General features: G+C 70.3%; 28 protein-coding genes. 21 read left to right on the forward strand and 7 right to left on the reverse strand.

The annotated features are described in order from the left end of the window. Window positions 1–20: 20 nt before the first annotated feature. The 4 genes from prmC to ACLQ3B_RS20865 all read left to right on the forward strand — a co-directional run bounded on the left by prmC (window position 21) and on the right by ACLQ3B_RS20865 (window position 4445). Entirely contained in the window at window positions 21–968 is a 948-nt protein-coding gene (gene prmC / locus ACLQ3B_RS20850; RefSeq protein WP_425782373.1) for a peptide chain release factor N(5)-glutamine methyltransferase, read from the forward strand. Continuing rightward, window positions 968–1615 (forward strand): L-threonylcarbamoyladenylate synthase, encoded by a 648-nt coding sequence (locus ACLQ3B_RS20855; RefSeq protein ID WP_357106976.1) that lies wholly within the window; start codon window positions 968–970, stop codon window positions 1613–1615. Before prmC ends, ACLQ3B_RS20855 begins: the two co-directional genes overlap by 1 nt. Beyond that, window positions 1616–2227, forward strand: coding sequence for a phosphotyrosine protein phosphatase (locus ACLQ3B_RS20860; RefSeq protein ID WP_425782374.1), 612 nt, complete (start codon window positions 1616–1618; stop codon window positions 2225–2227). 106 nt (window positions 2228–2333) lie between these two features. Then, a complete protein-coding gene (locus ACLQ3B_RS20865; RefSeq protein WP_425782375.1) occupies window positions 2334–4445 on the forward strand; it encodes a transglycosylase domain-containing protein in 2112 nt (703 codons plus the stop codon). Window positions 4446–4454: 9 nt separating this feature from the next. Here the strand turns inward: ACLQ3B_RS20865 and ACLQ3B_RS20870 are convergent, their stop codons facing one another. Further along, entirely contained in the window at window positions 4455–5918 is a 1464-nt protein-coding gene (locus tag ACLQ3B_RS20870; protein ID WP_425782376.1) for an SDR family oxidoreductase, read from the reverse strand. Window positions 5919–5953: 35 nt separating this feature from the next. Here ACLQ3B_RS20870 and glyA point away from each other — a divergent pair, with 35 nt between their 5' ends. The 13 genes from glyA to ACLQ3B_RS20935 all read left to right on the forward strand — a co-directional run bounded on the left by glyA (window position 5954) and on the right by ACLQ3B_RS20935 (window position 16938). Then, window positions 5954–7243 carry a serine hydroxymethyltransferase gene (glyA, locus tag ACLQ3B_RS20875; protein ID WP_425782377.1) on the forward strand — a complete coding sequence of 430 codons (1290 nt, stop codon included), beginning with the start codon at window positions 5954–5956 and terminating at the stop codon, window positions 7241–7243. Then, on the forward strand, window positions 7236–7661 hold the full coding sequence (locus ACLQ3B_RS20880) for a hypothetical protein (protein WP_425782378.1): 426 nt from the start codon (window positions 7236–7238) through the stop codon (window positions 7659–7661). The genes glyA and ACLQ3B_RS20880 overlap by 8 nt, the downstream gene beginning before the upstream one ends. A gap of 181 nt (window positions 7662–7842) precedes the next feature. Next, window positions 7843–8079, forward strand: coding sequence for an AtpZ/AtpI family protein (locus tag ACLQ3B_RS20885; RefSeq protein ID WP_357246376.1), 237 nt, complete (start codon window positions 7843–7845; stop codon window positions 8077–8079). Between the two features lie 11 nt (window positions 8080–8090). Further along, window positions 8091–8888 carry a F0F1 ATP synthase subunit A gene (gene atpB, locus ACLQ3B_RS20890; RefSeq protein WP_425782379.1) on the forward strand — a complete coding sequence of 266 codons (798 nt, stop codon included), beginning with the start codon at window positions 8091–8093 and terminating at the stop codon, window positions 8886–8888. Between the two features lie 63 nt (window positions 8889–8951). Continuing rightward, entirely contained in the window at window positions 8952–9179 is a 228-nt protein-coding gene (locus ACLQ3B_RS20895; RefSeq protein ID WP_074314047.1) for an ATP synthase F0 subunit C, read from the forward strand. Between the two features lie 32 nt (window positions 9180–9211). Continuing rightward, the gene (locus tag ACLQ3B_RS20900) at window positions 9212–9751 is read left to right on the forward strand and encodes a F0F1 ATP synthase subunit B (RefSeq protein WP_112584053.1); all 540 of its coding nucleotides are present in this window, start codon (window positions 9212–9214) and stop codon (window positions 9749–9751) included. Next, window positions 9751–10572 (forward strand): F0F1 ATP synthase subunit delta, encoded by an 822-nt coding sequence (locus tag ACLQ3B_RS20905; RefSeq protein WP_425782380.1) that lies wholly within the window; start codon window positions 9751–9753, stop codon window positions 10570–10572. The genes ACLQ3B_RS20900 and ACLQ3B_RS20905 overlap by 1 nt, the downstream gene beginning before the upstream one ends. Window positions 10573–10710: 138 nt before the next feature. Continuing rightward, window positions 10711–12363 carry a F0F1 ATP synthase subunit alpha gene (atpA, locus tag ACLQ3B_RS20910; protein WP_425782381.1) on the forward strand — a complete coding sequence of 551 codons (1653 nt, stop codon included), beginning with the start codon at window positions 10711–10713 and terminating at the stop codon, window positions 12361–12363. A 4-nt stretch (window positions 12364–12367) separates the two neighbouring features. Then, window positions 12368–13297, forward strand: coding sequence for a F0F1 ATP synthase subunit gamma (locus tag ACLQ3B_RS20915; protein ID WP_357246359.1), 930 nt, complete (start codon window positions 12368–12370; stop codon window positions 13295–13297). Beyond that, a complete protein-coding gene (gene atpD / locus ACLQ3B_RS20920) occupies window positions 13297–14733 on the forward strand; it encodes a F0F1 ATP synthase subunit beta (RefSeq protein ID WP_425782382.1) in 1437 nt (478 codons plus the stop codon). The genes ACLQ3B_RS20915 and atpD overlap by 1 nt, the downstream gene beginning before the upstream one ends. 224 nt (window positions 14734–14957) lie before the next feature. After that, complete coding sequence (locus ACLQ3B_RS20925; RefSeq protein WP_425782383.1) at window positions 14958–16100, forward strand: LCP family protein; 1143 nt, start codon at window positions 14958–14960, stop codon at window positions 16098–16100. Between the two features lie 88 nt (window positions 16101–16188). Beyond that, window positions 16189–16470, forward strand: a complete 282-nt coding sequence (locus ACLQ3B_RS20930) for a F0F1 ATP synthase subunit epsilon (RefSeq protein ID WP_151491389.1) — start codon at window positions 16189–16191, stop codon at window positions 16468–16470. Window positions 16471–16482: 12 nt separating this feature from the next. Continuing rightward, window positions 16483–16938 (forward strand): DUF2550 domain-containing protein, encoded by a 456-nt coding sequence (locus tag ACLQ3B_RS20935; RefSeq protein ID WP_266304553.1) that lies wholly within the window; start codon window positions 16483–16485, stop codon window positions 16936–16938. Window positions 16939–17396: 458 nt separating this feature from the next. Here ACLQ3B_RS20935 and ACLQ3B_RS20940 read toward each other — a convergent pair whose 3' ends face one another. After that, window positions 17397–17969 carry a cob(I)yrinic acid a,c-diamide adenosyltransferase gene (locus tag ACLQ3B_RS20940; RefSeq protein ID WP_425782384.1) on the reverse strand — a complete coding sequence of 191 codons (573 nt, stop codon included), beginning with the start codon at window positions 17967–17969 and terminating at the stop codon, window positions 17397–17399. Here ACLQ3B_RS20940 and murA point away from each other — a divergent pair. Together murA and ACLQ3B_RS20950 are read left to right on the forward strand one after the other, a co-directional pair. Further along, window positions 17968–19410 (forward strand): UDP-N-acetylglucosamine 1-carboxyvinyltransferase, encoded by a 1443-nt coding sequence (murA, locus tag ACLQ3B_RS20945; protein ID WP_425782385.1) that lies wholly within the window; start codon window positions 17968–17970, stop codon window positions 19408–19410. The two genes, ACLQ3B_RS20940 and murA, sit on opposite strands and share 2 nt — an antisense overlap. A gap of 100 nt (window positions 19411–19510) precedes the next feature. Continuing rightward, the gene (locus tag ACLQ3B_RS20950) at window positions 19511–20359 is read left to right on the forward strand and encodes a 3-hydroxyacyl-CoA dehydrogenase family protein (protein WP_358085700.1); all 849 of its coding nucleotides are present in this window, start codon (window positions 19511–19513) and stop codon (window positions 20357–20359) included. A 40-nt stretch (window positions 20360–20399) separates the two neighbouring features. Here the strand turns inward: ACLQ3B_RS20950 and ACLQ3B_RS20955 are convergent, their stop codons facing one another. Both ACLQ3B_RS20955 and ACLQ3B_RS20960 read right to left on the reverse strand, forming a co-directional pair. Beyond that, the gene (locus tag ACLQ3B_RS20955; protein WP_425782386.1) at window positions 20400–21245 is read right to left on the reverse strand and encodes an ABC transporter permease; all 846 of its coding nucleotides are present in this window, start codon (window positions 21243–21245) and stop codon (window positions 20400–20402) included. Continuing rightward, window positions 21242–22150: an ABC transporter ATP-binding protein gene (locus ACLQ3B_RS20960; RefSeq protein WP_425782387.1), complete on the reverse strand. Its 909-nt coding sequence runs from the start codon at window positions 22148–22150 to the stop codon at window positions 21242–21244. Before ACLQ3B_RS20960 ends, ACLQ3B_RS20955 begins: the two co-directional genes overlap by 4 nt. A gap of 152 nt (window positions 22151–22302) precedes the next feature. Between ACLQ3B_RS20960 and ACLQ3B_RS20965 the strand changes: the two genes are divergently transcribed. Next, a complete protein-coding gene (locus ACLQ3B_RS20965; RefSeq protein ID WP_425782388.1) occupies window positions 22303–24309 on the forward strand; it encodes a protein meaA in 2007 nt (668 codons plus the stop codon). 20 nt (window positions 24310–24329) lie between these two features. Here the strand turns inward: ACLQ3B_RS20965 and ACLQ3B_RS20970 are convergent, their stop codons facing one another. Continuing rightward, window positions 24330–24626: a DUF1540 domain-containing protein gene (locus ACLQ3B_RS20970; protein ID WP_124821207.1), complete on the reverse strand. Its 297-nt coding sequence runs from the start codon at window positions 24624–24626 to the stop codon at window positions 24330–24332. A gap of 81 nt (window positions 24627–24707) precedes the next feature. Next, complete coding sequence (locus tag ACLQ3B_RS20975; protein ID WP_425782389.1) at window positions 24708–25325, reverse strand: DUF4126 domain-containing protein; 618 nt, start codon at window positions 25323–25325, stop codon at window positions 24708–24710. 71 nt (window positions 25326–25396) lie between these two features. Here ACLQ3B_RS20975 and nucS point away from each other — a divergent pair, with 71 nt between their 5' ends. Further along, window positions 25397–26056 (forward strand): endonuclease NucS, encoded by a 660-nt coding sequence (gene nucS / locus ACLQ3B_RS20980; protein ID WP_112584054.1) that lies wholly within the window; start codon window positions 25397–25399, stop codon window positions 26054–26056. An 8-nt stretch (window positions 26057–26064) separates the two neighbouring features. Here the strand turns inward: nucS and ACLQ3B_RS20985 are convergent, their stop codons facing one another. Then, a complete protein-coding gene (locus ACLQ3B_RS20985; RefSeq protein WP_425782390.1) occupies window positions 26065–26721 on the reverse strand; it encodes a methyltransferase domain-containing protein in 657 nt (218 codons plus the stop codon). Window positions 26722–26736: the final 15 nt, after the last annotated feature.

Consider the following 26736-nt stretch of genomic DNA (forward strand, 5'->3'; position numbering starts at 1 on the left):
CGACGCTTCATGATTATGTCGTGAGTACTTTGCCGCAACACCCCCCCGAAGGGACAGGCCCCCTCCGGCCTTCCGCCGCGGTGGCCCGAGCGGCCCGCGCGCTCACCGCCGCCGGGGTCGGCTCCGCCCGGGTGGAGGCCGAGGTGCTGACGGCGTACGTGCTGGGGGTTCCCCGGGGTCGGTTGGCTCTCGCCGACGACCTCGGCGACGACGAGTTGGCGCGCCTCGACGAGTTGACGCGCCGCCGCGTCGCGCGTGAGCCGTTGCAGCACCTGACCGGTCGGGCCGGGTTCCGGCACCTGGAGCTGTCGGTCGGCCCGGGCGTCTTCGTGCCCCGACCGGAGACCGAGCTGTTGGCCGGCTGGGGCGTCGAGCAGGCCCAGGGCCGGCCCGACCCGGTGGTGGTGGACCTGTGCAGCGGCTCGGGCGCGATCGCGCTGGCGGTGGCTCAGGAGCTGCCGGGGGCGCGGGTGATCGCGGTGGAGCGGTCCCCGGCGGCGCTGGCCTGGCTGCGGCGCAACGCGGCTGAGCGGGCGGCGGCGGGGGACCGGCCGATCGAGGTGGTCGAGGCCGACGTGACCGCGCCGGACCTGCTGGCGGAGCTGGTGGGTCGGGTGGACGTGCTGCTCTGCAACCCGCCGTACGTCCCGGACGACGTGGTGGTCCCGCCGGAGGTGGCTGAGCACGACCCGGCGGAGGCGGTCTTCGGCGGCGCGGACGGTCTGGGGGTGATCCGGCCGGTCGTCGCGCGGGCGGCGGTGCTGCTGCGCCCCGGGGGCGTGTTCGGCGTCGAGCACGACGACACCCACGGCGCGGCGGTGCCCGCACTGCTCGCCGAGGACGGCGGCTTCACCGCTGTCGCGGAGCATCCGGACCTCACCGGGCGTCCTCGCTACGCGACCGCGTCCCGACGGGCGGACGGCCAGCACGCCCCGATCGGGGCGGCGTGGCAGACTGACTCCTCGTGATGCTCTACGACTGCCGGTCGCCCGCCGATCGGGACCGCGGCATCGCTGCGGCGATCGAGGCGGTCAAGAACGGCGAGCTGGTCGTTCTCCCGACGGACACCGTGTATGGGATCGGCGCCGACGCGTTCACCCCGTACGCGGTGAAGGCGCTGCTCGATGCCAAGGGCCGGGGTCGGCAGATGCCGCCGCCGGTGCTGATCGGCTCGCGGCACACCCTGGACGGGTTGGTCTTCTCGCTGCCCACGGCCGCACGGGACCTGGTGGAGGCGTTCTGGCCGGGTGCGCTGACGATCGTGGTCGAGCACTCGCCGAGCCTGCAGTGGGACCTGGGCGACAAGACCGGCACGGTGGCGGTGCGGATGCCGCTGCACCCGGTGGCGTTGGAGGTGCTGCGCGAGACCGGCCCGATGGCGGTGTCGTCGGCCAACAAGACCGGCCAGCCGGCCGCGGTCACCGCCGAGGAGGCGCGTGACCAGCTCAGCTACTCGGTGCGGGCCTACCTGGAGGCCGGGCCGTGCCCGGACCCGGTGCCCAGCACGATCGTGGATCTGACCGGTGAGGTGCCGCAGTTGTTGCGGGCCGGGGCGATCCCACTGGAGAAGCTGCGCGACGTGGTCCCGGATCTCGTCGACGGTCGGGCGGTCTGAGTGCCCCCGTTCACGGTTCTGCACGTCTGCATGGGCAACATCTGCCGTTCGCCGATGGCGGAGCGGCTGCTCGCTCTGGCGGTGCGGGAGCGGCTGACCCGGCGTGCGCAAGACCCGGCTCAGGCCGAGGAGTTGGTGCACAGCCACAGCGCCGGCACGGGTGGTTGGCACGCGGGCGAGGAGATGAACCCGCCGGCGGCACGGCAGGTCACCGGGCGGGGTGGCGACGTGGAGGGGTTCGCCGCGCGCAAGCTGCGCTCGGACCACATCGATGCCGCCGACCTGGTCCTGACCGCCACCGCCGACCAGCAGGAGTATGTGGTGGCGCTTCGTCCGGACGCGGCGGCCCGCACGTTCGTGCTTGGCGAGTTCGGCCGGCTGCTGGCCGCGGTGGACGCCGCCGCGCTGCCGCCGGGCGACGCCACCCCGGAGGCCGTGTACGCCCGGGGCGTGGCCCTGGTGGCGGCGGCTCACGATGCGCGGCTGGGCGATTCGGCGCTGACCACCGATGATCTGGACGACCCGTGGGGTCGTGGCGACCAGTGCTTCAGCCGGGTCGCCGACGAGATCGAGGAGACGGTCCACCCGCTGGCCGGCGCGCTGCTGCCCTGAGCGTGGTGCGAGTTTCCTCCGGGTTTGGGGAAAACCCGGGGCTAAAGGGGTGTTCCGGGTCATTCTGAACGGGTCCTAGCGTGAACGGCTCCTGCGGGGAGAGCTGATGATCCGGGCCCAACTCGACAAACTGCTGACCGTGGTGATCGCCGGAGTGCTGGCCGGGTTGGTGCTGGCCGCCGCCGCACTGCCCGCGGCCCTGGTCTTCGGAATCGGCTTCAGCGCCCTGTCGACGCCGTACTCGGAGCTGCCGAACACACTCCGCACGCCGCCCACCGCCCAGCGCTCCAACCTCTACGCCAACGACGGCACCACCCTGATCACCTCCTTCTACCAGGAGGACCGGGTGGACGTGCCGCTGCACGAGGTGGCTCCGGTGATGCGCCAAGCGATCGTGGCCGCCGAGGACGTCCGGTTCTACCAGCACAGCGGGGTCGACCTGCGGGGCGTGGTGCGCGCGTTCACAGTCAACAAGCGCGACGGCCGGACCCGGCAGGGCGCGTCCACGCTGACCATGCAGTACGTCCGCAACGTGCTCAGCAACGACCCCCGGCTGACCGAGACGCAACGGGACGCGGCCACCGAACTCACCACCGTCCGCAAGCTTCAGGAGATGCGGTACGCGCTCGCGTTGGAGCGGGAGCTCGACAAGGACGAGATCCTGACCCGCTACCTCAACATCGCCTACTTCGGTGCCGGGGCGTACGGCATCGCGGCGGCCAGCAAGCGGTACTTCTCCCGGTCCCCGGCCGAGTTGACCCTGGCCCAGGCGGCACTGCTCGCCGGCCTGGTGCGTTCGCCGGACAGCGACGATCCGATCAACGGCGACGCCGACAGCGCGGTGGCCCGGCGGTCGTACGTGTTGGAACGGCTGGTGGAGTCGGGGCAGGTGCCGGCGGACGCGGCCGCTGCGGCGGCCGCCGAACCGCTGCAACTGCGGCCCAGCGAAACCCCGAACGACTGCACGGGCGTGCCCGACGCGCACAACGACTGGGGCTTCTTCTGCGACTGGTTCACCCGCTGGTGGAGCAGCCAGTCGGCGTTCGGGGCGACCGCCGACGAGCGGCAGCGCGCGCTGCGCCGGGGCGGCTTCTCCATCGTGTCGTCACTGGACCCGGGCGTGCAGCGGACCACCACCGAGCAGGTGTTGAAGATCTATCCGACGACCGGGGCCCAGGCGGTGCCCACCGCCGTGGTGCAACCGGGCACCGGGCGGGTGCTGGCGATGTCGGTGAACCGCACGTACAGCGTGGCGGACAACCCGGTCGGGCAGAAGAACCGCCCGAACACCGTCAACCAGTTGGTCGCTGGCGGCGGCGCGATCGAGGGGTACCAGGGCGGCTCGACGTTCAAACTCTTCACCCTGCTGGCCGCGCTGGAGTCCGGCCTGCCGCTGTCGACCGACTTCGTGGCGCCGACCCAGTTGCTCACCCGCTTCCCGGTGACCGGGGAGGCGAGTTGCGACGGGCGGTGGTGCCCGGCGAACGCCAGCCCGTCGTCGATGGACGGCCCCCGCACCATGTGGAGCGCGTTCGGCCGCTCGGTGAACACGTACTTCGCCTGGCTCACCGAGAAGGTCGGCGCCGACCGGGTGGTGGAGATGGCCGAGCGGCTCGGCATCGTGCTGCGGGCCGAGTCGGACGCGAAGTTGGCCCGCTACGGCGCGAAGGACTGGGGGCCGTTCACCCTGGGCGTGGCCGCGACCACCCCGTTGGACCTGGCCACCGCGTACGCCACGGTGGCGGCCGAGGGGACCTGGTGCGCTCCGCTGCCGGTGGTCTCGATCACCGACTCGGGCGGAAGGCCGGTCGACGCCGCCAAGCCGGACTGTCGACAGGTGCTCGACGCCGACGTGGCGCGGGCGGCCACCGACGCTGCCCGCTGCCCGGTCGGGGACCAGTCGATGTACGGGCGCTGCGACGGGGCCACCGCACCCGGCCTGCGGGCGAAGCTCGGCCGTCCGGTGGCGGGCAAGACCGGCAGCTCGGAACGGTACGAGACGGAGACGGTGGTGGCGTTCACGCCGCAACTCGCGGTCGCCTCGATGGCGGCGAACCCGGACGACCCCCGGGACGCGGTCGGTCAGGCGGTGCAGGCCGAGATGGTGAACGCGGTGGGCGCTGTGCTCGCCTTCGCCCTGCGCGACCAACCGGTCCGCGACTTCGTCCCGCCGAGCGAACGCACCGCCTTCCGAACCCAACCCCAAGCCGGCAACTGACCCGGGTGGTCAGGGGGTTTGTTCGGCGTTGCGGGCTATGTTGCGGACCATTCCGCCGAAGACCGCCGCGTGGAACGGCGCCACCGACCCCCAGTAGGCGTGCCCAGCCAGGCCGCGCGGCAGGAAGACCGCGCGCTGCTGGTAGCGGCTGCGGCCGCCGCCGGCCGGTAGTACCCGCATCTCCAGCCAGGCCCGGCCGGGCAGCCGCATCTCGGCGCGCAGCCGCAGCAACTCGCCCGGGATGATCTCCTCGACCCGCCAGAAGTCCAGCGCCTCACCGACCTGGAGACGGTGCGGGTCGCGTCGACCCCGCCGCAGCCCGACCCCGCCGACCAGCCGGTCCAGCCAGCCCCGGATCGACCAGGCCAGGGGGAACGAGTACCAACCGTGCTCGCCGCCGACGCCCTCGACGACCCGCCAGAGCGCTGCGGGTGACGCGTCCACCGCCCGCTCCCGGACGTCGGTGTAGACGCTGCCGCCGGACCAGTCCGGGTCGGTGGGCAGCGGCTCGGCGGGCGCGTCCGGGCCGCTGGCGGTGGACCAGCGGGTCTCCACCTGGGCGTCGCGCACCTTGGCCAGCGCCAGCGCCACCGCCTCGTCGAAGCCGGTCAGCCCGCCGGGCGGGTCCGGCACGTAGCGGGCGATGTCGTGTTCGTGGGCCACCGCCTCGTGGATCAGGCTCTCCACCAGCGGGCGGGCGATCTTGTTCGGCACCGGTGTGATCAGACCGACCCAGTGCGAGGAGAGCGACGGGGTGAGCGGGCGGACCGGCACGATGACTCGGCGGCGCAGCCCGGCCACCCGCGCGTACCGCTGCATCATCTCGCGGAACGTCAGCACGTCCGGCCCGCCGATGTCGAAGCCCCGGTTGACCTCCGCCGGCAGGTCGGCGCAGCCGGCCAGGTAACGCAGCACGTCGCGGACCGCGATCGGCTGGATCCGGTTGCGGACCCAGCGCGGAGTGATCATGGCGGGCAGTCGTTCGGTCAGGTAGCGCAGCATCTCGAACGACGCCGACCCGGACCCGATGATCACCGCGGCGCGGAGCACCGCCGTGGGCACCCCGCTGGCCAGCAGGATCCGGCCCACCTCGGCGCGGGACCGCAGGTGCGGAGACGGCACCTCCGCGTCGGACGCCGGCTCCGGGCCGCCCAGGTAGACGATCCGACGGACACCGGCCGCGCGGGCCGCCGCCGCGAAGTTGGTCGCCGCCGTCCGGTCGGCCGCCTCGAAGTCGGACCGGCCCAGCGAGTGCACCAGGAAGTACGCGACGTCCACGTCGGCGAACGCGGCGGGCAGCGTGTCCGGTCGGCTCAGGTCTCCTTCGACGATCTCGGCCGTCGAGGCCCAGGGCACGTCACGCAGCCGCACCGCCTTGCGGGCGAGGCAGCGCACGGTGTGCCCGTCGGCGAGCAGCAGCGGTGTCAGCCGCCCGCCGATGTAGCCGGTAGCGCCGGTGACGAGGCATCTCACGGGTTCCAGTGTGCGGCCCCCTAGACTCGTTCGCTGTGGAGACCGAGACGAGCACCTTCTGGGGGCCGGATTTCGCGCAGCTCAGAGCCACCGATCCGGAGATCGCCGGGGTGGTCCTCGGTGAGCTGGACCGGTTGCGGGGCGGCCTGCAGCTCATCGCCAGCGAGAACCTGACCTCGCCGGCGGTGCTGGCCGCGCTCGGTTCGACCCTGACCAACAAGTACGCCGAGGGTTACCCGGGCCGGCGCTACTACGGCGGCTGCGCCGAGGTGGACCGGGCCGAGGAGATCGGCATCGCCCGGGCCAAGGAGCTCTTCGGGGCCGAGCACGCCAACCTCCAGCCGCACTCGGGGGCGAGCGCCAACCTGGCCGCGTACGCCGCGCTGGTGCAGCCGGGGGACACGGTGCTGGCGATGGACCTGCCGCACGGCGGGCACCTCACCCACGGCAGCCGGGTGAACTTCTCCGGCAAGTGGTTCCGCCCGGTCGGCTACCCGGTCCGGCCGGACACCGAGCAGATCGACTACGACGAGGTACGGGACCTGGCGCGGACGCACCAACCCAAGCTGATCATCTGTGGGGCCACCGCGTACCCGCGCCTGATCGACTTCGCGCGCTTCCGGGAGATCGCCGACGAGGTCGGCGCGTACCTGATGGTGGACGCGGCGCACTTCATCGGCCTGGTCGCCGGGCGGGCGATCCCGTCCCCGGTGCCGTACGCCGACGTCGTCTGCGCCACCACCCACAAGGTGCTGCGTGGGCCGCGCGGCGGCATGATCCTGTGCCGGGAGTCGCTGGCTCAGCGGATCGACAAGGCGGTCTTCCCGTTCACCCAGGGCGGCCCGCTGATGCACGCGGTCGCGGCCAAGGCGGTCGCGCTGCGCGAGGCCGCCCAGCCGGAGTTCCAGACGTACGCCCGGCAGGTGGTCAGCAACGCCCAGGCGCTCGCCGCCGGGCTGGCCGACGAGGGGATGCGCCCGGTGTCCGGTGGCACCGACACCCACCTCGCCCTGATCGACCTGCGGGCGGTGGGCGTGACCGGCACCGAGGCCGAGCGCCGCTGCGACGCCGCGTCGATCACCCTGAACAAGAACGCCATCCCGTACGACCCGCAGCCGCCGATGGTGGCCTCCGGCATCCGGGTGGGCACGCCGAGCGTCACCACGCAGGGGATGCGCGAGGGGGAGCTGCGCCAGGTGGCGACGCTGATCGCCCGTGCGGTGCGCACCGATCCCGGTGCTCCGGGCGGGGCCGACGAGTTGACCCGGCTCGGTGCCGAGGTGTCCGAGCTGGTCGCGGCGTTCCCGGCGTACCCCCGTGGCTGAGCCCGGGGTGGTCGAGCCGGACACCGACCGGCGGTGGCGGCTGCGGCACCTGCCGGTGCTGTTGGCCGCGTCGGCGGCGCTTGCCGCGGTCGCCGCGGTGGTGGGCGGGGTGACCGGCGGTGCGACGGCCGCGCTCGGCGCGGCGGCAGGCGTGGGCGTCACGGTGTTCAGCTACACCCTCACCACAGTGGTGTTGGCCCGGGCCGACCAGGTCAACCCGCAGTTGCTGCTGCCGCTCGGCCTGGGCCTGTACGTGCTGAAGTTCAGCCTGCTGGGTGCGGTGCTGGTGGCGGTGGCGTCGACCGGTTGGCCCGGTTTGATCCCTCTCTGCCTCGGCATCGTCGCCGGGGTGGCAGTGTGGACAGCGGTGCACCTCTGGTGGCTGACCACGGTGCACGCCCGCCGGCCGCGCGGCTGACCCGGCGGTCGTCCCAACCAGCGGACGCGCCGCAATGTGTCGGCCTCCGGTCATTTTCCGACGGGCGGAAGGGGAGTAGCGTGCCCACAGACGACGGCGCCCACGAGAAGCCCACACAACGATGGTTGTGCGGGGGGTGAGGCACAGCCTCGTCTTCCCGGCTGATATCGTTCGCCCCGTCATGGCTGATGACCAAACCCCCCGTCCCCCCGGTCAACCGGACGACTATCCGTCCGGTGCCGGTCAGGGCTGGACCGCACTCAGCTACCTCATTGGAGGCATGCTCGTGTGGGGTTTCATCGGCTGGCTGGTCGACCAGTGGCTCGACACCGGTGGCGTCGCCACCGGGATCGGCTTCGTGCTCGGCATGGCTGGGGGAGTCATCCTGGTCATCCGCCGACTCGGCACGCCTACTTAGGAAGGGACGCGGTGTTCGGACAGGCGAACGTCCTGGCAGCTGGCCAGGCGGAATTCCCACCCAGTGTGGAGGACTTCTACCTGCCCGCGATCGTGCCCTGGGGTGTGGAGAACGCCCCGTGGTTCACCAAGTTCACGCTGATGATCTGGGTCGCGGTCGGCTTCTTGATCATCTTCTTCCTGGCGACCTATCGGAACCCGAAGCTGGTGCCGACCAAGAAGCAGTGGTTCGCCGAGTCGATCTACGGCTTCGTGCGCAACAACATCTCGGTCGACATGATCGGTCACGCGGGTGTGCGGTTCGCTCCCTACTTCACGACGCTGTTCTGCTTCGTGCTGGTGACGAACGCGTTCGCGATCATCCCGTTCTTCCAGATCTCGCCGAACTCGCACATCGCCTTCCCGGCGATCCTCGCGGTGATCAGCTACGTGCTGTTCAACTACATCGGCATCCGGCACCACGGGTTCGGCAAATACTTCAAGCACGCCCTGATCCCGCCGGCACCGTGGTACATCCTGCCGCTGCTGATCCCGATCGAGGCGTTCTCGACCTTCATCATCCGGCCGTTCTCGCTGGCCGTCCGTCTCTTCGCGAACATGTTCGCCGGCCACATGCTCCTGCTGGTCTTCACGCTCGGCGGCTTCGCGATGCTCAACGCCAACGCCTGGCTGGCGCCGGTCTCGGTGGTCTCCTGGGTGATGACCGTGGCGCTGACCCTTCTCGAGGCGCTGGTCATCGTCCTGCAGGCCTACGTCTTCACGGTGCTGAGCGCCAGCTACATCCAGGGCGCGCTCGCCGAAGAGCACTGATCCACGCACCAACCGTTGTCGTCCCGCGTGAGAGTCACGCGTGATAACCAGGAGGAACCACTAATGGATTACGTCGCCGCGGTAGAGGGCAGCACCGCCGCCATCGGCTACGGCCTCGCGGCCATCGGCCCGGGCATCGGCGTTGGCCTGGTCTTCGCCGCCTACATCCAGTCGACCGCCCGGCAGCCCGAGTCGTCGCGCATGACCCTGCCGTACGTCTGGATCGGCTTCGCCGTCATCGAGGCGCTCGCGCTGTTCGGCATCGCCTTCGGCTTCATCTGGGCCGGCTGATCCCGCCCCTTCCGACCGGGAGGTCACCCATGTTGTTCCTCCTCGCCGCCGAGGGTGGTGAGTCAGACCACAACCCGATCATTCCGATCTGGCAGGAGATCGTGGTCGGCACGGTCGCCTTCGCCGTGCTCTGCTTCGTCCTGATGAAGTTCGTCTTCCCGCGCATGGAGCAGACGTTCCAGGCTCGGGTCGACGCCATCGAGGGCGGCATCAAGCGCGCCGAGGCCGCCCAGGCCGAGGCGAACCAGCTGCTCGAGCAGTACCGTGCCCAGCTCGCTGAGGCCCGGACCGACGCCGCCAAGATCCGTGACGACGCGCGGGCCGACGCCGAGGGCATCCGCCAGGACATCCTCGCCAAGGCGCGGGAAGAGTCCGACCGGGTCATCCAGGCGGGCAAGGACGCACTCGCCGCCGAGCGGGCCACCATCGTGCGCGAGCTGCGCGCGGAGGTCGGCACCATCGCGGTGGACCTGGCCAGCAAGATCGTTGGCGAGTCGCTTGCCGACGAGGCGCGGCGTAAGGGCACCGTCGACCGGTTCCTGAGCGGCCTCGAGAGCACGGGGGCCCGCTGATGCAGGCCGCCAGCCGGGAGTCGTACAAGGTCGCGGCCGAGCGCCTCGACGCGTACGTCCGCGGCGCGGAGCCGTCGGCGGTGGCCTCCACCGCCGACGCCATCCTCTCCGTGGCGAGTCTGCTGCGGCGTGAGCCGCGGCTGCGCCGGGCGCTCTCCGAGCCGGCTCGTTCCGGCGAGGACCGCGGCGCTCTGCTCGGCGACATGCTGGGTGGGCGGATCGGCGCGGACGCGCTCGACCTGCTCGTGACGCTGGTGTCCGGCCGTTGGTCGGCACCGTCGGAGCTGCTCGGCGGCGCCGAGCGGCTGGGCGTGGAGGCGCTGCTCGCCAGCGCCGACAAGGCCGGCGAGCTGGGCGAGGTCGAGGACGAGCTGTTCCGCTTCGGTCAGGTCGTGGCCGGTCAGTCGGCGCTGAGCAACATGCTCGCCGACCCGGTCGCCCCGGTCGAGCAGCGGGCCACCCTGGCCCGGGAGCTGCTCGCCGACAAGGCCCGCCCGGTCACCGTCCGCCTCGTCGAGGTGGCGTTGAGCGGGTTCGGGGGACGCTCCTTCAGCGGGGCGCTCACCCGGCTGGTCGAGCTTGCCGCCGACCGGCGTGACCGGCAGGTGGCATACGTGACCGTCGCGGCCCCGTTGAGTGACGAGGACGAGCGTCGGCTGGGTGCGAGCCTCACCGCGATATACGGTCGAGAGGTCTCCGTCAAGCAGACGGTCGACCCCGCCGTCCTGGGTGGCGTGAGCGTCCGGGTCGGCTCCGACCTGTACGACGGCACCATCCTGCGCCGCCTCAACGAGACCCGCAACGCGCTCGCGAAGCGCTGAACGGCTCCGCCGCCCAGCGGCTGAGCGGCTGCGCCGCCCAGTCGGGCGGCTCTGCCGCACAGCGCCCGGATTGACAGACGCCATTCGGACCGGTTGGTACTAGGTATCCCGGGCCCCTGAATTTTAAGGAAGCAGAGGATGGCCGAGCTGACCATCTCGACGGAGGAGATCCGCGGCGCCCTGGAGCGCTACGTCTCCTCCTACTCGTCCGACGTCTCCCGCGAGGAGGTCGGCACCGTCGCCGACACCGGCGACGGCATCGCCCATGTCGAGGGCCTGCCCTCGACCATGACCAACGAGCTCCTGGAGTTCGAGGACGGCACGCTCGGCGTGGCGTTGAACCTCGACGTCCGGGAGATCGGTGTCGTCGTCCTCGGCGACTCCGCCAAGCTGGAGGAGGGGCAGCGCGTCAAGCGCACCGAGCGGGTTCTCTCCGTTCCGGTCGGCGACGCCTTCCTCGGCCGCGTGGTCGACGCGCTCGGCAAGCCGATCGACGGGCTCGGTGACATCGCCAACGAGGGCTTCCGCGAGCTGGAGCTGCAGGCTCCGAACGTGATGTCCCGGCAGTCGGTGTTCGAGCCGCTGCAGACCGGCATCAAGGCGATCGACGCAATGACTCCGATCGGTCGGGGTCAGCGGCAGCTGATCATCGGTGACCGCAAGACCGGTAAGACCACTGTCGCCCTGGACGCGATCCTCAACCAGCGGGACAACTGGCGCACCGGCGACCCGAAGAAGCAGGTCCGCTGCATCTACGTCGCCATCGGCCAGAAGGCCTCCACGATCGCCTCGATCAAGGGGCAGCTCGAGGAGGCGGGCGCGATGGAATACACCACCATCGTCGCCTCGCCGGCGTCCGACCCGGCCGGCTTCAAGTACCTCGCCCCGTACACCGGCTCGTCCATCGGGCAGCACTGGATGTACGGCGGCAAGCACGTTCTGATCGTCTTCGACGACCTGAGCAAGCAGGCCGAGGCGTACCGTGCCGTGTCGCTGCTGCTGCGTCGCCCGCCGGGCCGTGAGGCGTACCCGGGTGACGTCTTCTACCTGCACTCCCGCCTGCTGGAGCGCTGCGCGAAGCTCTCCGACGAGCTGGGTGGCGGCTCGATGACCGGTCTGCCGATCATCGAGACGAAGGCCAACGACATCTCGGCCTTCATCCCGACCAACGTCATCTCGATCACCGACGGTCAGATCTTCCTGGAGACCGACCTGTTCAACCAGGGCGTCCGTCCGGCGATCAACGTCGGCACCTCGGTCTCCCGGGTCGGTGGCGCCGCGCAGGTGAAGCCGATGCGCAAGGTCGCCGGTTCGCTGCGGCTCAACCTCGCCCAGTACCGCGAGCTGGAGGCGTTCGCCGCCTTCGCCTCCGACCTGGACCGGGCCTCTCGCGCCCAGCTCGACCGCGGCGTCCGCCTCGTCGAGCTGCTCAAGCAGCCGAACTACTCGCCGTTCCCGGTGGAGCAGGAGGTCGTCTCGGTCTGGGCCGGCGTCGAGGGCAAGCTGGACGACATTCCGGTGGGCGACGTTCGGCGGTTCGAGGCGGAGTTCCTCCAGTACCTGCGGCACAAGCACCAGGGTGTGCTGGCCGGTATCGCCGACAACCAATGGGGCGACGACATCGTCGGTTCGTTGGATGCGGCGATCGCCGAGTTCAAGCAGGTCTTCCTCAACAAGGACGACGAGCGCAAGGTCAACGACGCGCCGGCCGCGCCGCTGGAGGGCGACGAGAACCGCGAGACGGTGACCCGCTACCGCGACGGCGCGACCGACCGCCCGGCCGAGAGCTGATCCCGTGGCGGCCCAGGTACGCGTTCTTCGTCAACGGATCCGCTCGGCGAAGTCGATGAAGAAGATCACCAAGGCGATGGAGCTCGTGGCGACGAGCCGGATCGCCAAGGCTCAGGCCCGGGTGCAGGCGTCCCTGCCGTACGCCCAGGCCATCACCGGTGTGCTCACGGCGCTGGCGTCCAACGCGCGGATCGACCACCCGCTGCTCACCCCGCGTGAGCGGGTGCGGCGGGCGGGCGTCCTGTTGGTCACCAGTGACCGTGGTCTGGCCGGCGGCTACAGCTCCAACGCGATCAGGATGGCGGAGTCGCTGATCGCGCGGCTCAAGGCGGACGGCAAGGAGCCGGTGCTCTACGTCATCGGGCGTAAGGGCGTCGGGTTCTACCGGTTCCGCAACCGGCCGATCGAGGCGAACTGGACCGGCTTCAGCGAGCAGCCGTCGTTCGAGGACGCCCGCACCGTCGGTGAGACGCTGATCAAGGCGTTCACGGCCGGTGCGGACGACGCCGACGGCGGCGCCGGAGCGGACGGGGTGCTCGGCGTCGACGAGTTGCACATCGTCTACACCGAGTTCCACTCGCTCATGACGCAGAACCCGGTTACCAAGGTCATCGGTCCGATGCAGGTGGAGGACCGGCCGCGCTCCGAGGGGCTGCTGCCGGCGTACGAGTTCGAGCCGGAGGCGGAGGCGCTGCTCGACGCGCTCCTGCCGAGGTACATCAACACGCGGATCTACGCGGCGTTGATCGAGTCGGCGGCGAGTGAGTCGGCGGCACGGCGGCGGGCGATGAAGAGCGCCACCGACAACGCCGAAGAGATGATCGAGAAGTACACGCGCGAGATGAACTCGGCTCGCCAGGCCGGGATCACCCAGGAGATCAGCGAGATCGTCGGCGGCGCCAACGCGCTGGCCGCGTCGGGAAGTGAAGTGTGATGACTGCACCAGTAGAGACCAAGACGGCCACGGGTCGCGTGGTCCGGGTCATCGGCCCGGTCGTCGACGCCGAGTTCCCGCGCGACGCCATGCCGGCCCTGTTCAACGCCCTCAACGTCAAGGTGAACCTGTCCGGCGGTGAGAAGACGCTGACCCTGGAGGTTGCCCAGCACCTGGGTGACAACCTGGTCCGTGCCATCTCGATGCAGCCGACCGACGGCCTGGTTCGCGGCGCGGAGGTGCGTGACCTCGGCGAGCCGATCAGTGTGCCGGTGGGCGACGCGGTCAAGGGCCGCGTGTTCAACGCGATCGGCGAGGTGCTCAACCTCAAAGAGGGCGAGACGTTCGAGGCCGACGACCGGTGGGGCATCCACCGCAAGGCTCCGGCCTTCGCGGACCTGGAGCCGAAGACCGAGATGCTGGAGACCGGCATCAAGGTGATCGACCTGCTCGCCCCGTACGTCAAGGGCGGCAAGATCGGCCTGTTCGGCGGCGCGGGCGTGGGCAAGACGGTGCTCATCCAGGAGATGATCACCCGGGTTGCCCGCAACTTCGGTGGTACCTCGGTGTTCGCCGGCGTGGGTGAGCGCACCCGTGAGGGCAACGACCTCATCGCCGAGATGACCGAGTCCGGCGTCATCGACAAGACCGCGCTGGTCTACGGCCAGATGGACGAGCCGCCGGGCACCCGGCTGCGGGTGGCGCTCTCCGCGCTGACCATGGCCGAGTACTTCCGGGACGTGAAGAAGCAGGAGGTGCTGCTCTTCATCGACAACATCTTCCGCTTCACGCAGGCCGGTTCGGAGGTGTCCACCCTGCTCGGCCGGATGCCGAGCGCCGTGGGTTACCAGCCGACCCTGGCCGACGAGATGGGCGAGCTCCAGGAGCGGATCACCTCCGTCCGGGGCCAGGCCATCACCTCCATGCAGGCGATCTACGTGCCGGCGGACGACTACACCGACCCCGCCCCGGCCACCACGTTCGCCCACCTGGACGCGACCACCAACCTGGAGCGGTCGATCTCCGACAAGGGCATCTACCCGGCCGTGGACCCGCTGGCGTCCTCGTCCCGGATCCTCGCCCCGGAGTTCGTCGGCCAGGAGCACTTCCAGGTCGCGACCGAGGTGAAGCGGATTCTGCAGCGCTACCGCGACCTGCAGGACATCATCGCCATCCTCGGCATCGAGGAGCTCTCCGAGGAAGACAAGATCACCGTGGCTCGCGCCCGGCGGATCGAGCGCTTCCTCTCGCAGAACACCTACGCGGCGGAGCAGTTCACCGGCGTGCCGGGCTCGACGGTCCCGATCAAGGAGACCATCGAGGCGTTCCGCAAGATCAGCGAGGGTGAGTACGATCACTTCCCCGAGCAGGCGTTCTTCATGTGCGGCGGTCTCGAGGACCTGGAGCGCAAGGCTGAGGAGCTGATGAAGGACTGACCAGTCCTCGTCGATCCGTAGCAAAAAGACTGCCCCGGCAATGCCGGGGCAGTCTTTTGTTCATGTTCGCGTCCTACCATCGTCGCGGTCCGTTACTCGTGGTCGTCGCTCCCCAGGCTCCCGAGCTACGGTTCGTTCCGCGCGCTCACCTGAACGAGCGTTGATCTTTGCAACCTCTCGACGACGTGCGCCCGTCTTCCTCGTCGTGGGCGTAACGAACGGAGATGCTCGTGGGTAAGGCCGGCAAGAGTGGCCGCAAGCCGTCCATCTGGCGAGGTGTGCCGCGGTGGGCCAGGATCTGCACGGTGTTCGGCACCGTGTTGACCGTGCTCAGCGGCGCGGTGCTGGTCGGCACCGAGGTGCTCATGGCCCGCTACGAGGGGGCTGTCGGCAAGGCCGACCTGTTCGGTGACCAGGCGGCGGGTGCCCAGGCGAGGAAGACCGACATCAAGGGTCCGCTCAACATCCTGCTCGTCGGCATCGACCCGCGTACGCCGACGGCCGCGCCGCTGGCCGACTCGATCATGGTGCTGCACGTGCCGGCGTCGATGGACCGGGCCTACCTGTTCTCGCTCCCACGTGACCTCTACGTGCACATCCCGGAGTTCAAGAAGGCCAACTTCCCGGGCGAGACCACGAAGATCAACGCTGCCATGTCGTTCGGCAGCAAGGTGCCGGGGGCCAACCCCGACGCGGCACGAGGCTTCGAGCTGCTGGCCACCACCGTGCAGAAGGTGACAGGCATCAAGCGCTTCGACGCCGGCGCGATCATCAACTTCACCGGCTTCCAGAAGATCGTCGACGCCATGGGTGGCGTCGACATGTACATCGAGCGCGACGTGAAGTCCGAGCACAAGCAGCCGGACGGCAAGCCGCGGCCGGGCAACACCCGCGGTGAGGGCTACGTCGGCCCGCAGGCGCTCTACAAGAAGGGCAACCGGCACCTGAGCGGCTGGCAGGCGTTGGACTACGTTCGGCAGCGCTACCCGAAGAACGGCGTCCCGGACTCCGACTACGGTCGGCAGCGCCACCAGCAGCAGTTCGTCAAGGCCATGGTCGGCCAGGCGTTCAGCGCCGACGTGGTGTCCAACCCGATCAAGCTGGACAAGGTGCTCCGCGCCGCCGGCCAGTCACTGATCTTCAACGGCCGGGGTAACAGCGTGGTCGACTTCGGGCTCGCCCTGAAGGACATCCGCCCGAACACCATCGAGATGATCAAACTCCCCGGTGGTGGGGTCTTCGAGGGTAAGAAGTACCTGGGCGAGCAGTTCCAGGAGGGGGTCCCGGACTTCTTCACCGCCCTGCACAACGAGCAACTCGACCCGTTCCTGCTCGAGCACCCGGAATTCGTGAACAAGGCCAAGTAGTCAGGGCGTGGTTGTCGCCACCCGCGTTGGGCGCGCCGCGTCGTCAGGCTAGACTTTCGGCAATCCATAGCCGCAGCAAGGAGACAGCGTGGCACAGCAGCTTCACGTCGAGCTCGTCGCCGTCGAGGAGAAGGTCTGGTCCGGTGACGCCGAAATGGTCGTCGCGCGGACGACCGAAGGCGAGCTCGGTGTCCTGCCGGGGCACGCGCCGCTTCTCGGCCAGCTCGCCGAGCCCGGCCAGGTGCGCATCAAGCTCGCTGGCGGCGAGCAGGTCGCCTACGAGGTAGCCGGCGGCTTCCTCTCCGTGAGCGCCGACGGCGTCACCGTGCTGGCCGAGAGCGCAACCCCGGTCTCCGCGCCGAGCCGCTGAGCCACGCCGGGGATGGAGATCGTCGAAGGATTCGGGATCGGCGTCGTCGTCATCCTCGGCGCGCTTCTGACCCTCTTCGTCCGGCGAGCTCTGGTCACCCGCAGCGGTGGCATCATCCGGCTCAGCGTCCGGGTCTCCACCATGCTCGACGGCCGCGGCTGGTCGCCCGGCTTCGGCCGGTTCGCCGGTGAAGAGCTGCGCTGGTATCGGATGTTCAGCTTCGCGATCCGACCCAAGCGGGTGCTCTCCCGCAAGGGGCTGGCCGTGGAGCGCCGCCGTTTGCCCGAAGGTCAGGAACGGTTCTCCATGCCGGCCGACTGGGTGATTCTCCGCTGTACCAGTAACCACGCACCGGTGGAGATCGCCATGGCGCGATCGACAGTGACCGGTTTCCTCTCCTGGCTCGAGGCCGCCCCTCCGGGGGCGGTCTCGCCGCGTATGGCCTCCCAGGACTGGCCTGCTGCCTGAGGCTGCTCGGGCTGCTTAGGCTGCTCGTTGGTTGCGCTTGGGGCTCCCCCGGAAACCCGTCGTTGCCGCTGTGCGTCGGTCCGGCGCGGCCCTTCATCACCTGCCGTTACCGGTGCAGGCAAGTGTCGCCTCCCCGGGTCGGTTTCCCGGCTTCGGCGCCGAGCCGGACTGGACGCTCGGGGCTCGGCCCGTGCCGGGGGTGGAGCCGGTGTCTCCGTTGAGCCTGATGCCTCTGAGTCAGCTTGATGCCGCACAGTCATCACGCTCAACGCGGCTCTGCCCCGCATGCTGCGACACACCCACCGGACGGTGCCCGGCATGACTCCTCATCCCGACGGCAAGGAACCGGAGTTGATCAAAGCGCTGGTCAGCCTGGCCGCCGAAGGTGTCAGCCTCGCTACGCGTGGTGGCGGGCAGAGTGGGAACCCGGACCTCGACGTGGTGCTCAGAGTCGACGTTCAGCGCTTGCCGCCCGGCACCCATAGCACGTCTCCTGCCGGATTTGCCGTTCTTGACAGGATAAAGAGCAGATCGGAGAGCCGGTTGAGATACTTTGCCGGGAGCGTGCTGGTTCGTTCCGGATCGTGGCTGACCAGCGCCCACGCCGCCCGTTCGGCACGCCGGGCGACGGTCCGCGCCACGTGCAGCAGCGCCGCGCCCGCGGTGCCGCCGGGGAGGATGAAGGAGTCGAGCTTGCTCAGGCGTGCGTTGTACTCGTCGCACCAGCCCTCCAGGCGCTCGACGTACTCCTCGGTCACCCGCAGTGGCGGGTACTTCGGCTCCGGCTCGACCGGGGTGGACAGGTCGGCGCCGACGTCGAACAGGTCGTTCTGCACCGACCCCAGCAGGCCGCGAAGCTCCTCGTCGAGGTTTCCCAGCGCGAGCGCGACGCCGATCGCCGCGTTGCACTCGTCGACATCCGCGTACGCGGCGATCCGTGGATCGGTCTTCGGCACCTGCTCGTTGTTGCTCAGCCTGGTCATGCCGGCGTCGCCGGCCTTGGTGTAGATGCGCGTGAGGTGGACGGCCATGACGCACAGCCTACGGATTCCCGACCTGACCATCCCGGCGCGGCCGGACAGCACCGCCGGCTGGCCGGTGGTGGTGGGCCCCGGCAACGCCGGCGATCCGGCCCTGAACGATGTCGACGTCATCCGGGTCCACGGTGACGCCCGGCTGGCCGGGACCGTGCATGTGGTCGGTGCCAAGAACTCGGCGTTGAAGCTGATGGCCGCCGCGCTGCTCGCGCCGGGCCGTAGCGTGATCACAAACGTCCCCCGGATCACCGACATCGCGATCATGGGCGAGGTGCTGCGCCGGCTGGGCTGTGACGTCCAGTTCGACGCGGACGACCCGGTCGACCCGATGGTCGCCCGTGGCGGTGTGGCCCGGTCCCGGTCGGTGACCATCGACGTACCCGAGCAGCCGGGCGCGGAGGCCGACTACGACCTGGTCCGACGGTTGCGCGCGTCGATCTGCGTGCTCGGCCCGCTGCTGGCCCGTCGGGGGTACGTGCGGGTGGCCCATCCCGGCGGCGACGCGATCGGGTCGCGGGGGTTGGACATGCACGTCTCCGGGCTCACCCGGATGGGCGCGGAGATCTCCGGTGAGCACGGGTTCGTCATCGCCTCCGCCCCGCACGGGCTGCGGGGCGCGGACATCGTGTTGGACTTTCCCAGCGTCGGCGCGACCGAGAACCTGGTGATGGCGGCGGTGCTGGCCCAGGGCACCACGATGATCGACAACGCGGCCCGGGAGCCGGAGATCGTCGACATCTGCACGATGCTCAACCAGATGGGCGCGCGCATCGTCGGCGCGGGCACGTCGACGTTGCGGATCACAGGTGTGCCCGGTCTGCGTCCGGTGCGGCACGCCACGGTGGGGGACCGGATCGTCGCCGGCACCTGGGCGTTCGGCGCGGCGATGACCCGGGGCGACGTGACGGTGACCGGGCTGGACCCGGCCTTCCTGGAGGTCGCCCTGGACAAGGTGGTGGCCGCCGGCGGGCTGGTGGAGACCCGGGGGGACGGCTTCCGCGTACGGATGGACGAGCGCCCCCGGGCGGTGGACGTGGTGACGCTGCCGTACCCCGGCTTCGCCACCGACCTGCTGCCGATGGCGATCGGGCTGGCGGCCGTCAGCGACGGCGCGTCCCTGATCACCGAGAACATCTTCGACGGCCGGTTCATGTTCGCGAACGAGATGATGCGGCTGGGCGCGGACATCAAGACCGACGGGCATCACGCGGTGGTCCGGGGGCGGGCTCGGCTCTCCGGTGCACCCGTGCAGGCCACCGACATCCGGGCCGGTGCCGGGCTCATCATCGCCGGGCTCTGCGCGCAGGGGGTCACCGAGGTCTCGCACGTGCACCACGTCGATCGGGGCTACCCGGACTTCGTGGCCGACCTGCGGGCGCTCGGGGTGGCGGTCGAGCGGGGCACCACGCCGGAGGAGCCGGCGCTGGAGATCTGAGGTCGGCCCCTCGGCGACCCGGCCCGACCGCCACTTAGCCATCGTTCAGTCTCGCCGACTAGGGTGCAGGGAGCACTCAATCGCAGCGAGGGAGAAGTAGATGGCGGGTCGACTCGCGGTCGTCGGGGCCGGGTTGATGGGTTCCGGCATCGCCCAGGTGGCGGCGCAGGCGGGCTGGCAGGTGACGCTGCGCGACCTGGACGACGCGGCCACCACCCGAGGGCTCGGCGGCATTCGGAAGTCACTGGAGAAGTTCGCCGAGAAGGGTCGGATCGAGGCGTCCGAGGTCGAGGCGACGCTGGCTCGGATCACCCCGACCACCGACCTGGAGGCGGCGGCGGACGCGGACATCGTGGTCGAGGCGGTCTTCGAGCGGCTGGAGATCAAGCACGAGGTGTTCCGCGCCCTGGACAAGATCTGCAAGTCGGACGCGGTGCTGGCCACCAACACCTCGGCCATCCCGGTCACCCAGATCGCCGCGGTGACCGAGCGGCCCGAGGCGGTCGTCGGCACGCACTTTTTCTCCCCGGTCCCGATGATGCAGCTCTGCGAGCTGGTTCGCGGTTACAAGACCAGCGACGCCACGCTGGACACCGCGCGGGCCTTCGCCGAGGAGATCGGCAAGACGGTTGTCGTGGTCAACCGGGACATCGCCGGCTTCGTCACGACCCGGCTGATCTCCGCCCTGGTGATGGAGGCGGTCAAGCTGGTCGAGGCCGGGGTGGTGTCCGCCGAGGACCTGGACACCGCCTGCCGCCTGGGCTTCGGGCACGCGATGGGTCCCCTGGCCACCACCGACCTGACCGGCGTGGACGTGCTGCTGCACGCCTCGAAGAACATCTACACCGACACCGCCGACGAGAAGTTCTTCCCGCCGGAGCTGCTCCAGCGGATGGTCACCGCGGGCGATCTGGGCCGCAAGACCGGCAAGGGCTTCTACACGTACTGAGTTGTGGAGACCGGGGCGGACGCCCGCCCCGGTCGGCCGCTCAGCCGTCGCGCTTGGTGGTCCAGCGGAAGGTGGTCAGGCAGAGCACCACGCCGATCACGCACCACAGGGCCAGCACCACGGCCACCCGGCCCAGCTCGAACGAGCCGCCCGGCTCCTGGGCGCCGAAGCTCTCCGGCAGGAACACCGACCGCAGCCCCTGGCACATCCACTTGAGCGGGAACAGCGCAGCCACCTGCTGCATCCAGGTGGGCAGGTCGGTGAAGACGAAGAACACCCCGGAGATGAACTGGAGCACCAGGGCGACCGGGGTGACCACCGCCGAGCCACTGCGGGCGGTGCGGGCCAGCGACGAGATCGCGATGCCACACAGGGTGCACGCGGTCACCCCGAGCACGGCGACCCAGCCGAAGGTGAACCACTTCGCGGCGGTGCCGGGCAGGTCGAGGTCGAACAGCGCCACCGCGACGGCGAGCAGCAGGGCCGTCTCGGCGATGCCGATCGCCACCACCATGATCACTTTGCCGGCGAACCAGACCCACTTCGGCATCGGCGTGCCCCGGTAGCGCTTGAGCACGCCCCGGTCCCGTTCGATCGGGATCCAGATGCCGAGGTTCTGAAAGCTCACAGTCATCAGGCCGGTCGCGATCATGCCGGTGATGAAGTACTGGGTGAACTTGACCCCGCCGCCGATCGTGCCGTGGAAGATCGACGCGAAGATCAGGATCATGATGATGGGGAAGCCCATCGTGAAGACCACCGACTCCCGGCTGCGCAGGAACTGGGTGATCTCCAGCCGGCCCTGGCGCAGGGCGAGCGCGCCGGCGCCCGGCCGCCGGCCGCGGGTCGTGGCCACCGGCGTCGCCGGCTTCGTCGTGGTCGTCATCGCGCGTGTCCGATCATGGTGAGGTAGACGTCCTCCAGGGTCGGCCGGGTCACCGTGAGCCCGGGGACCTCGCCGCCGTAGCGCGCGGCGAGGTCGGCCACGAAGGCCGTCGGCATCGCGGTCTGCGCACTCTCCAGCGTCCCTTCCGGGGTACGCCAGGAGACCGTCGCCAGGGCCTCCTGGCGATTGCCCAGCCGGTCGGGTGCGGCGACCTCGACCAGTCGACCGCCGGCGATCACGCCGACCCGGTCGGCGAGGGCCTCGGCCTCGTCCAGGTAGTGGGTGGTGAGCACGATTGTGGTGCCGGCCGCGGCGAGGTCGCGGATCAGCTCCCAGAACTCGCGGCGGGCCTCCGGGTCGAAGCCGGTGGTCGGCTCGTCGAGGAAGAGCAGCTCGGGACGGCCGACGATGCCCAGGGCCACGTCCAGGCGGCGCTTCTGCCCGCCGGAGAGGGTGTGCGTCCGGGCCTTCGCCTTGCCGGCCAGCCCGACCCGCTCGATCACCTTGTCCGGGTCGTCCGCGTCGGGGTAGAAGCCGGAGAAGTGCCGGATCACCTCGGCCACGGTCAGCTCGTCGAACTCGCCGGTGCCCTGGAGCACGATCCCGACCCGGGAACGCCAGTCGGCGTCGGGGTGTCGTGGGTTGCGCGAGGAGCGAGCTTGCGAGCCCCGCAGTCGTGACCCGAAGGCGAGCTCAGGGTCGACGCCGAGCACGGCGACCTCGCCGGCGTCGCGGCGGCGGTAACCCTCCAGGATCTCCACCGTGGTGGTCTTGCCGGCGCCGTTCGGGCCGAGCAACGCGAACACCTCGCCACGGTGCACGTCGAGATCCACGCCCGCCACCGCCACGTTGTCGCCGTACGCCTTGCGTAGTCCGCGGACGGAGATGGCCAGCTCGTCATCCATGCCGTCCAGTGTGCGCCCTGACCCGGGCCAGGCGGTGCCCCGGGGTGTGGCGGTCCGCGCCACTACGGCCATTTGGCACCCGGACGTCCCCGACATGGACCTGTGTGGTTTTCCACAGCTCCTTTTACTGAACGGTAACTTAGACTCCGGCCATGGACGAGATGGCATTCCCGGGGCGGCTACCCGAGCGGGACCGGCCCTGGGTGATGCGCACCTACGCCGGCCACTCGTCGGCCGCGGCGAGCAACGCCCTCTTCCGCCGCAACCTGGCGAAGGGGCAGACCGGCCTCTCGGTCGCCTTCGACCTGCCCACCCAGACCGGGTACGACCCGGACCACGAACTCGCCACCGGTGAGGTAGGACGGGTCGGTGTGCCGGTGGCCCATCTCGGCGACATGCGGGCGCTCTTCGACGGCCTCCCACTCGCCGACACGAACACCTCGATGACCATCAACGCCCCGGCGATGTGGCTGCTCGCCCTGTACGGCACTGTCGGGCTGGAGCAGGGCGCCGACCTGACCCGCTGCGCCGGCACCACCCAGAACGACATCATCAAGGAGTACCTGTCCCGGGGCACCTACATCTTTCCGCCCGCCGCGTCGCTGCGGCTCACCGCCGACGTCGTGGCGTACACGCTGCGCGAGATGCCCCGGTGGAACCCGGTCAACATCTGCTCGTACCACCTCCAGGAGGCCGGTGCCACGCCCGTGCAGGAGGTCGGCTTCGCGCTGGCCACCGCCGTCGCCGTGCTGGACGCGGTGCGGGACTCCGGTCAGGTGCCGGCCGAGCGGATGGGCGACGTGGTCCAGCGGATCTCGTTCTTCGTCAACGCCGGGGTGCGCTTCGTCGAGGAGATCGCCAAGATGCGCGCGTTCGGCGTGCTCTGGGACCAGATCACCCGGGACCGGTACGGGGTCACCGACGCCCGGCAACGGCGGTTCCGCTACGGCGTGCAGGTCAACTCGCTCGGCCTCACCGAGGCGCAGCCGGAGAACAACATCCAGCGCATCGTGCTGGAGATGCTCGGCGTGACGATGTCCCGTGACGCCCGGGCCCGCGCGGTCCAACTCCCCGCCTGGAACGAGGCGCTCGGCCTGCCCCGCCCGTGGGACCAGCAGTGGTCGCTGCGGATGCAACAGGTCCTGGCGTACGAGTCGGATCTGCTCGAGTATCCCGACCTCTTCGCCGGCTCGCACGTGATGACCGCGCTTGTCGACGAGGTCGTCACCGGGGCGCGGGTCGAGCTGGACAAGGTGCTGGAGCTGGGCGGCGTCGTCGCCGCCGTGGAGACCGGCTACCTCAAGAGCGCGCTTGTCGCGTCGCTTGCCGAACGCCGCCGGCGGATCGAGTCCGGCGCCGACGTGGTGGTCGGGGTCAACAGGTACACCGAGACCGAATCCTCCCCGCTGACCGCAGCCGGTGCGGACGCCGTCGAGCAGGTCGATCCCGCGGTCGAGGCGGCCGCCGTGGACGCCGTACACCTGTGGCGGGCCGACCGGGACGCGGCCGTCGTCGACGCGGCGCTGGCCCGGCTCCGGGCGGACGCCGCGACCACCACCAACCTGATGCCGGCCACCCTGGCGTGCGTGCGGGCCGGGGTGACCACCGGCGAGTGGGCCGGCGCGTTGCGCCAGGTCTTCGGCGAGTACCGGGCACCTACCGGTCTGGCCGGCGCCACCGGCAGCGGCGGCGAGCCGGGCCTCGCGGCGGTCCGCGAGCGGGTCGCCGCCACGGCGCGGGAGCTGGGCAGCGGCCGGCTGCGGCTGCTGGTCGGCAAACCCGGCCTGGACGGGCACTCGAACGGCGCGGAGCAGATCGCGGTACGCGCCCGGGACGCCGGCTTCGAGGTCGTCTACCAGGGCATCCGGTTGACCGCGGGGCAGATCGTCGCCGCCGCCGTCGAGGAGGACGTCGACCTGGTCGGGCTGTCGGTGCTCTCCGGGTCGCACCTGGCCGCCGTGCCCGCGGTGCTCGACGGGCTGCGCGCCGCCGGCCGGGCGGACCTGCCGGTGGTCGTGGGCGGCATCATTCCGGCCGGTGACGCGGACACCCTCCGGGCGGCCGGGGTCGCCCGGGTCTTCACCCCGAAGGACTTCGCCCTCACCGGCATCATCGACGACCTGGTGACGGTGATCCGTCGCGCCAACGACCTGCCCTGATCGGGCGTCGCCCCGGTTGGTCAGCGGCCGGCGTAGGTCATGCAGTCGGCCATGTCGTTGTCCGGGCCGACCCGGATGGAGGCCGCGTGGCACTCCAACTGCTCGTTGTGCCGGCAGTCGGAACGCTGGCAGGCGCCCACCTGCGCGATCATGCTCTCTACACCGCCCCGGACGGGCGACTCGACGAAGGTGTGGCAGTGGGCGTGATCCATGCTGCCGATCGTGATGGCGAAGGCGTGGCAGTCACCCGACTGGTTGTACGCGCACGCGGCGACCACACATTCCTGGACTCGGGGCATCTCCAACGCTGCGGTCATGCCGACCTCCTCTAGGCTCTTGCCCCGATACTAGGCTTTTGCCGGCCCGCAAAACCCCGGTCCGCCAAGCCCGCCCGCCCGTCAGACGCGGAAGCCGGCGGCGCGGGCCGCCTCTCGTTCGCGGCGTCGTTCGGAACGACGGCGGACGAACCAGAAGATGAAGAACGCCAAGCCGACAAGGAAGGCCAGCACCAGCACCGGCAGGATGATCGCCACCAGGGAGACCACCACGCTTGTGGCGTCCTCGGCGGTGCTGGCGACCGGGGCGCCGAAACCGGCGGTGGTCGCGTTGATCACCGGGCGGGCCGCGGACTTGAGCAGATGCACGCCCAACGCCAGCAGCACGCCGGTGACGACCGGCACCCACTGGTGGGACGAGAAGAAGCTCCCCGGGTCGCTGACCGTCACCGTCTCCGACGAGGAGCCGGCGCCGAAGGCCAGGCCGCCGGCGGTGGGCCGGACCACTGTCTGCACCACGTCGTTGACGTGGTCGACCACTGGCACCTTGTCGGCCACCATCTCGACGGCGAGCAGCACGGCCATGATGGCGATGACCCAGCCGTTGCCGAGCCAGGTCCAGCCGCCGGGCAGGTCGATCAGGTCGGTGTAACGGCCGAGCAGACCGAGGATGAGCAGGGGTATGTAGGCGTTCAGCCCCGCCGAGGCGGCGAGACCGGTGCCGGTGAGGACTTCGAACACGGTCTCAGCATCGCATCGACGCGCCAGTGCCGCTCGCTGGCGACCGGTGGGTGCTCGGCTACCCTCGTCGGGTGCGGTTGGTCATTGCGAAGTGCTCGGTGGACTATGTCGGACGGCTCTCGGCTCACCTGCCGCTGGCCACCCGGTTGCTGATGGTGAAGGCGGACGGGTCGGTGTCTATTCACGCCGACGACCGGGCGTACAAGCCGTTGAACTGGATGAGCCCGCCGTGTCGGTTGGAGGAGGCCCCCGGCGTGTGGCGGGTCGTCAACAAGGCCGGCGAGGAGCTGCGGATCACCCTGGAGGAGATCTTCCAGGACACCTCGTACGAGTTGGGTGTGGATCCGGGCCTGCGCAAGGACGGGGTGGAGGCGCACCTGCAGGAGTTGCTGGCCGCCAACCCGGGCGCCCTGGGCGAGGGGTTCACCCTGGTCCGCCGCGAGTATATGACGGCGATCGGCCCGGTCGACCTGCTGTGCCGGGACGCCAACTCGGGCTCGGTCGCCGTCGAGGTCAAGCGCCGTGGCGACATCGACGGGGTGGAGCAGTTGACCCGCTATCTCGAGTTGATGAACCGCGACCCGCTGCTCAGCCCGGTCGTCGGGGTCTTCGCCGCCCAGGAGATCAAGCCGCAGGCCCGGGTGCTCGCCACCGACCGGGGCATCCGGTGTGTGGTCGTGGACTACGACAAGTTGCGCGGCATCGTGAAGGACGAGCTGACCCTCTTCTGATCGGCGTCCTATCCGGTGCGCACCGCGATCAGTGACTTCGGCAGGCCGAACACCCGCTCCACCAGCATGGTCGAGTCGGGGAAGTAGTGGCGCATCTGCGAGCGGTCCAACAGCTCGGTCCAGAGCACCTGGTGGATGGCGGCGGCGTGGCTGCGGGTGGGCTTGTGCCCCAACGGCCAGCGTTGGGCGAACGCGGTGCGCAGTCGTACCGGCAGGAACTGCATCCCCGGCGCGATCCAGTGTGGCTCGATGGGGAAGTAGCGGTAGGGCGTCTGCACCCAGTGCCGGTCGGCCAGTGAGCGGGCGGCAGCGGCGAAGCGGATGCGGCGTTCGTGCCCGCCCACATGCTCCAGCACCGAGTTCGAGAAGACCAGGTCGTAGGTGCCCTTGGTCAGGTGCGGCGGCAGGTCGCAGGCGTCGGCCTGCTCGATGTGGGCCCATTCCGGGACGACCGTGGGCGGCTGCTCCAGGTTGACGACTGTCACGCGGGCCGGTCGGACGGTGGCGCGGTGCCAGGTGCCGAGCCGGCCGCCGAGGTCGACGACGTGCATGTCACCGATGTCGGGGAAGGTGCGCGCCAGCCAGTCCGAGCGGTGTTGACGCCGCCGGGCCGCCCACGACTGGTCACTGTCGACAAGGCGGTAGCGCAATCGATTGGGGCCCATTTAACGCAATGTACC

It is taken from the genome of Micromonospora sp. DT53 (genome assembly GCF_049841535.1).
Taxonomy (GTDB): Bacteria; Actinomycetota; Actinomycetes; order Mycobacteriales; family Micromonosporaceae; genus Micromonospora.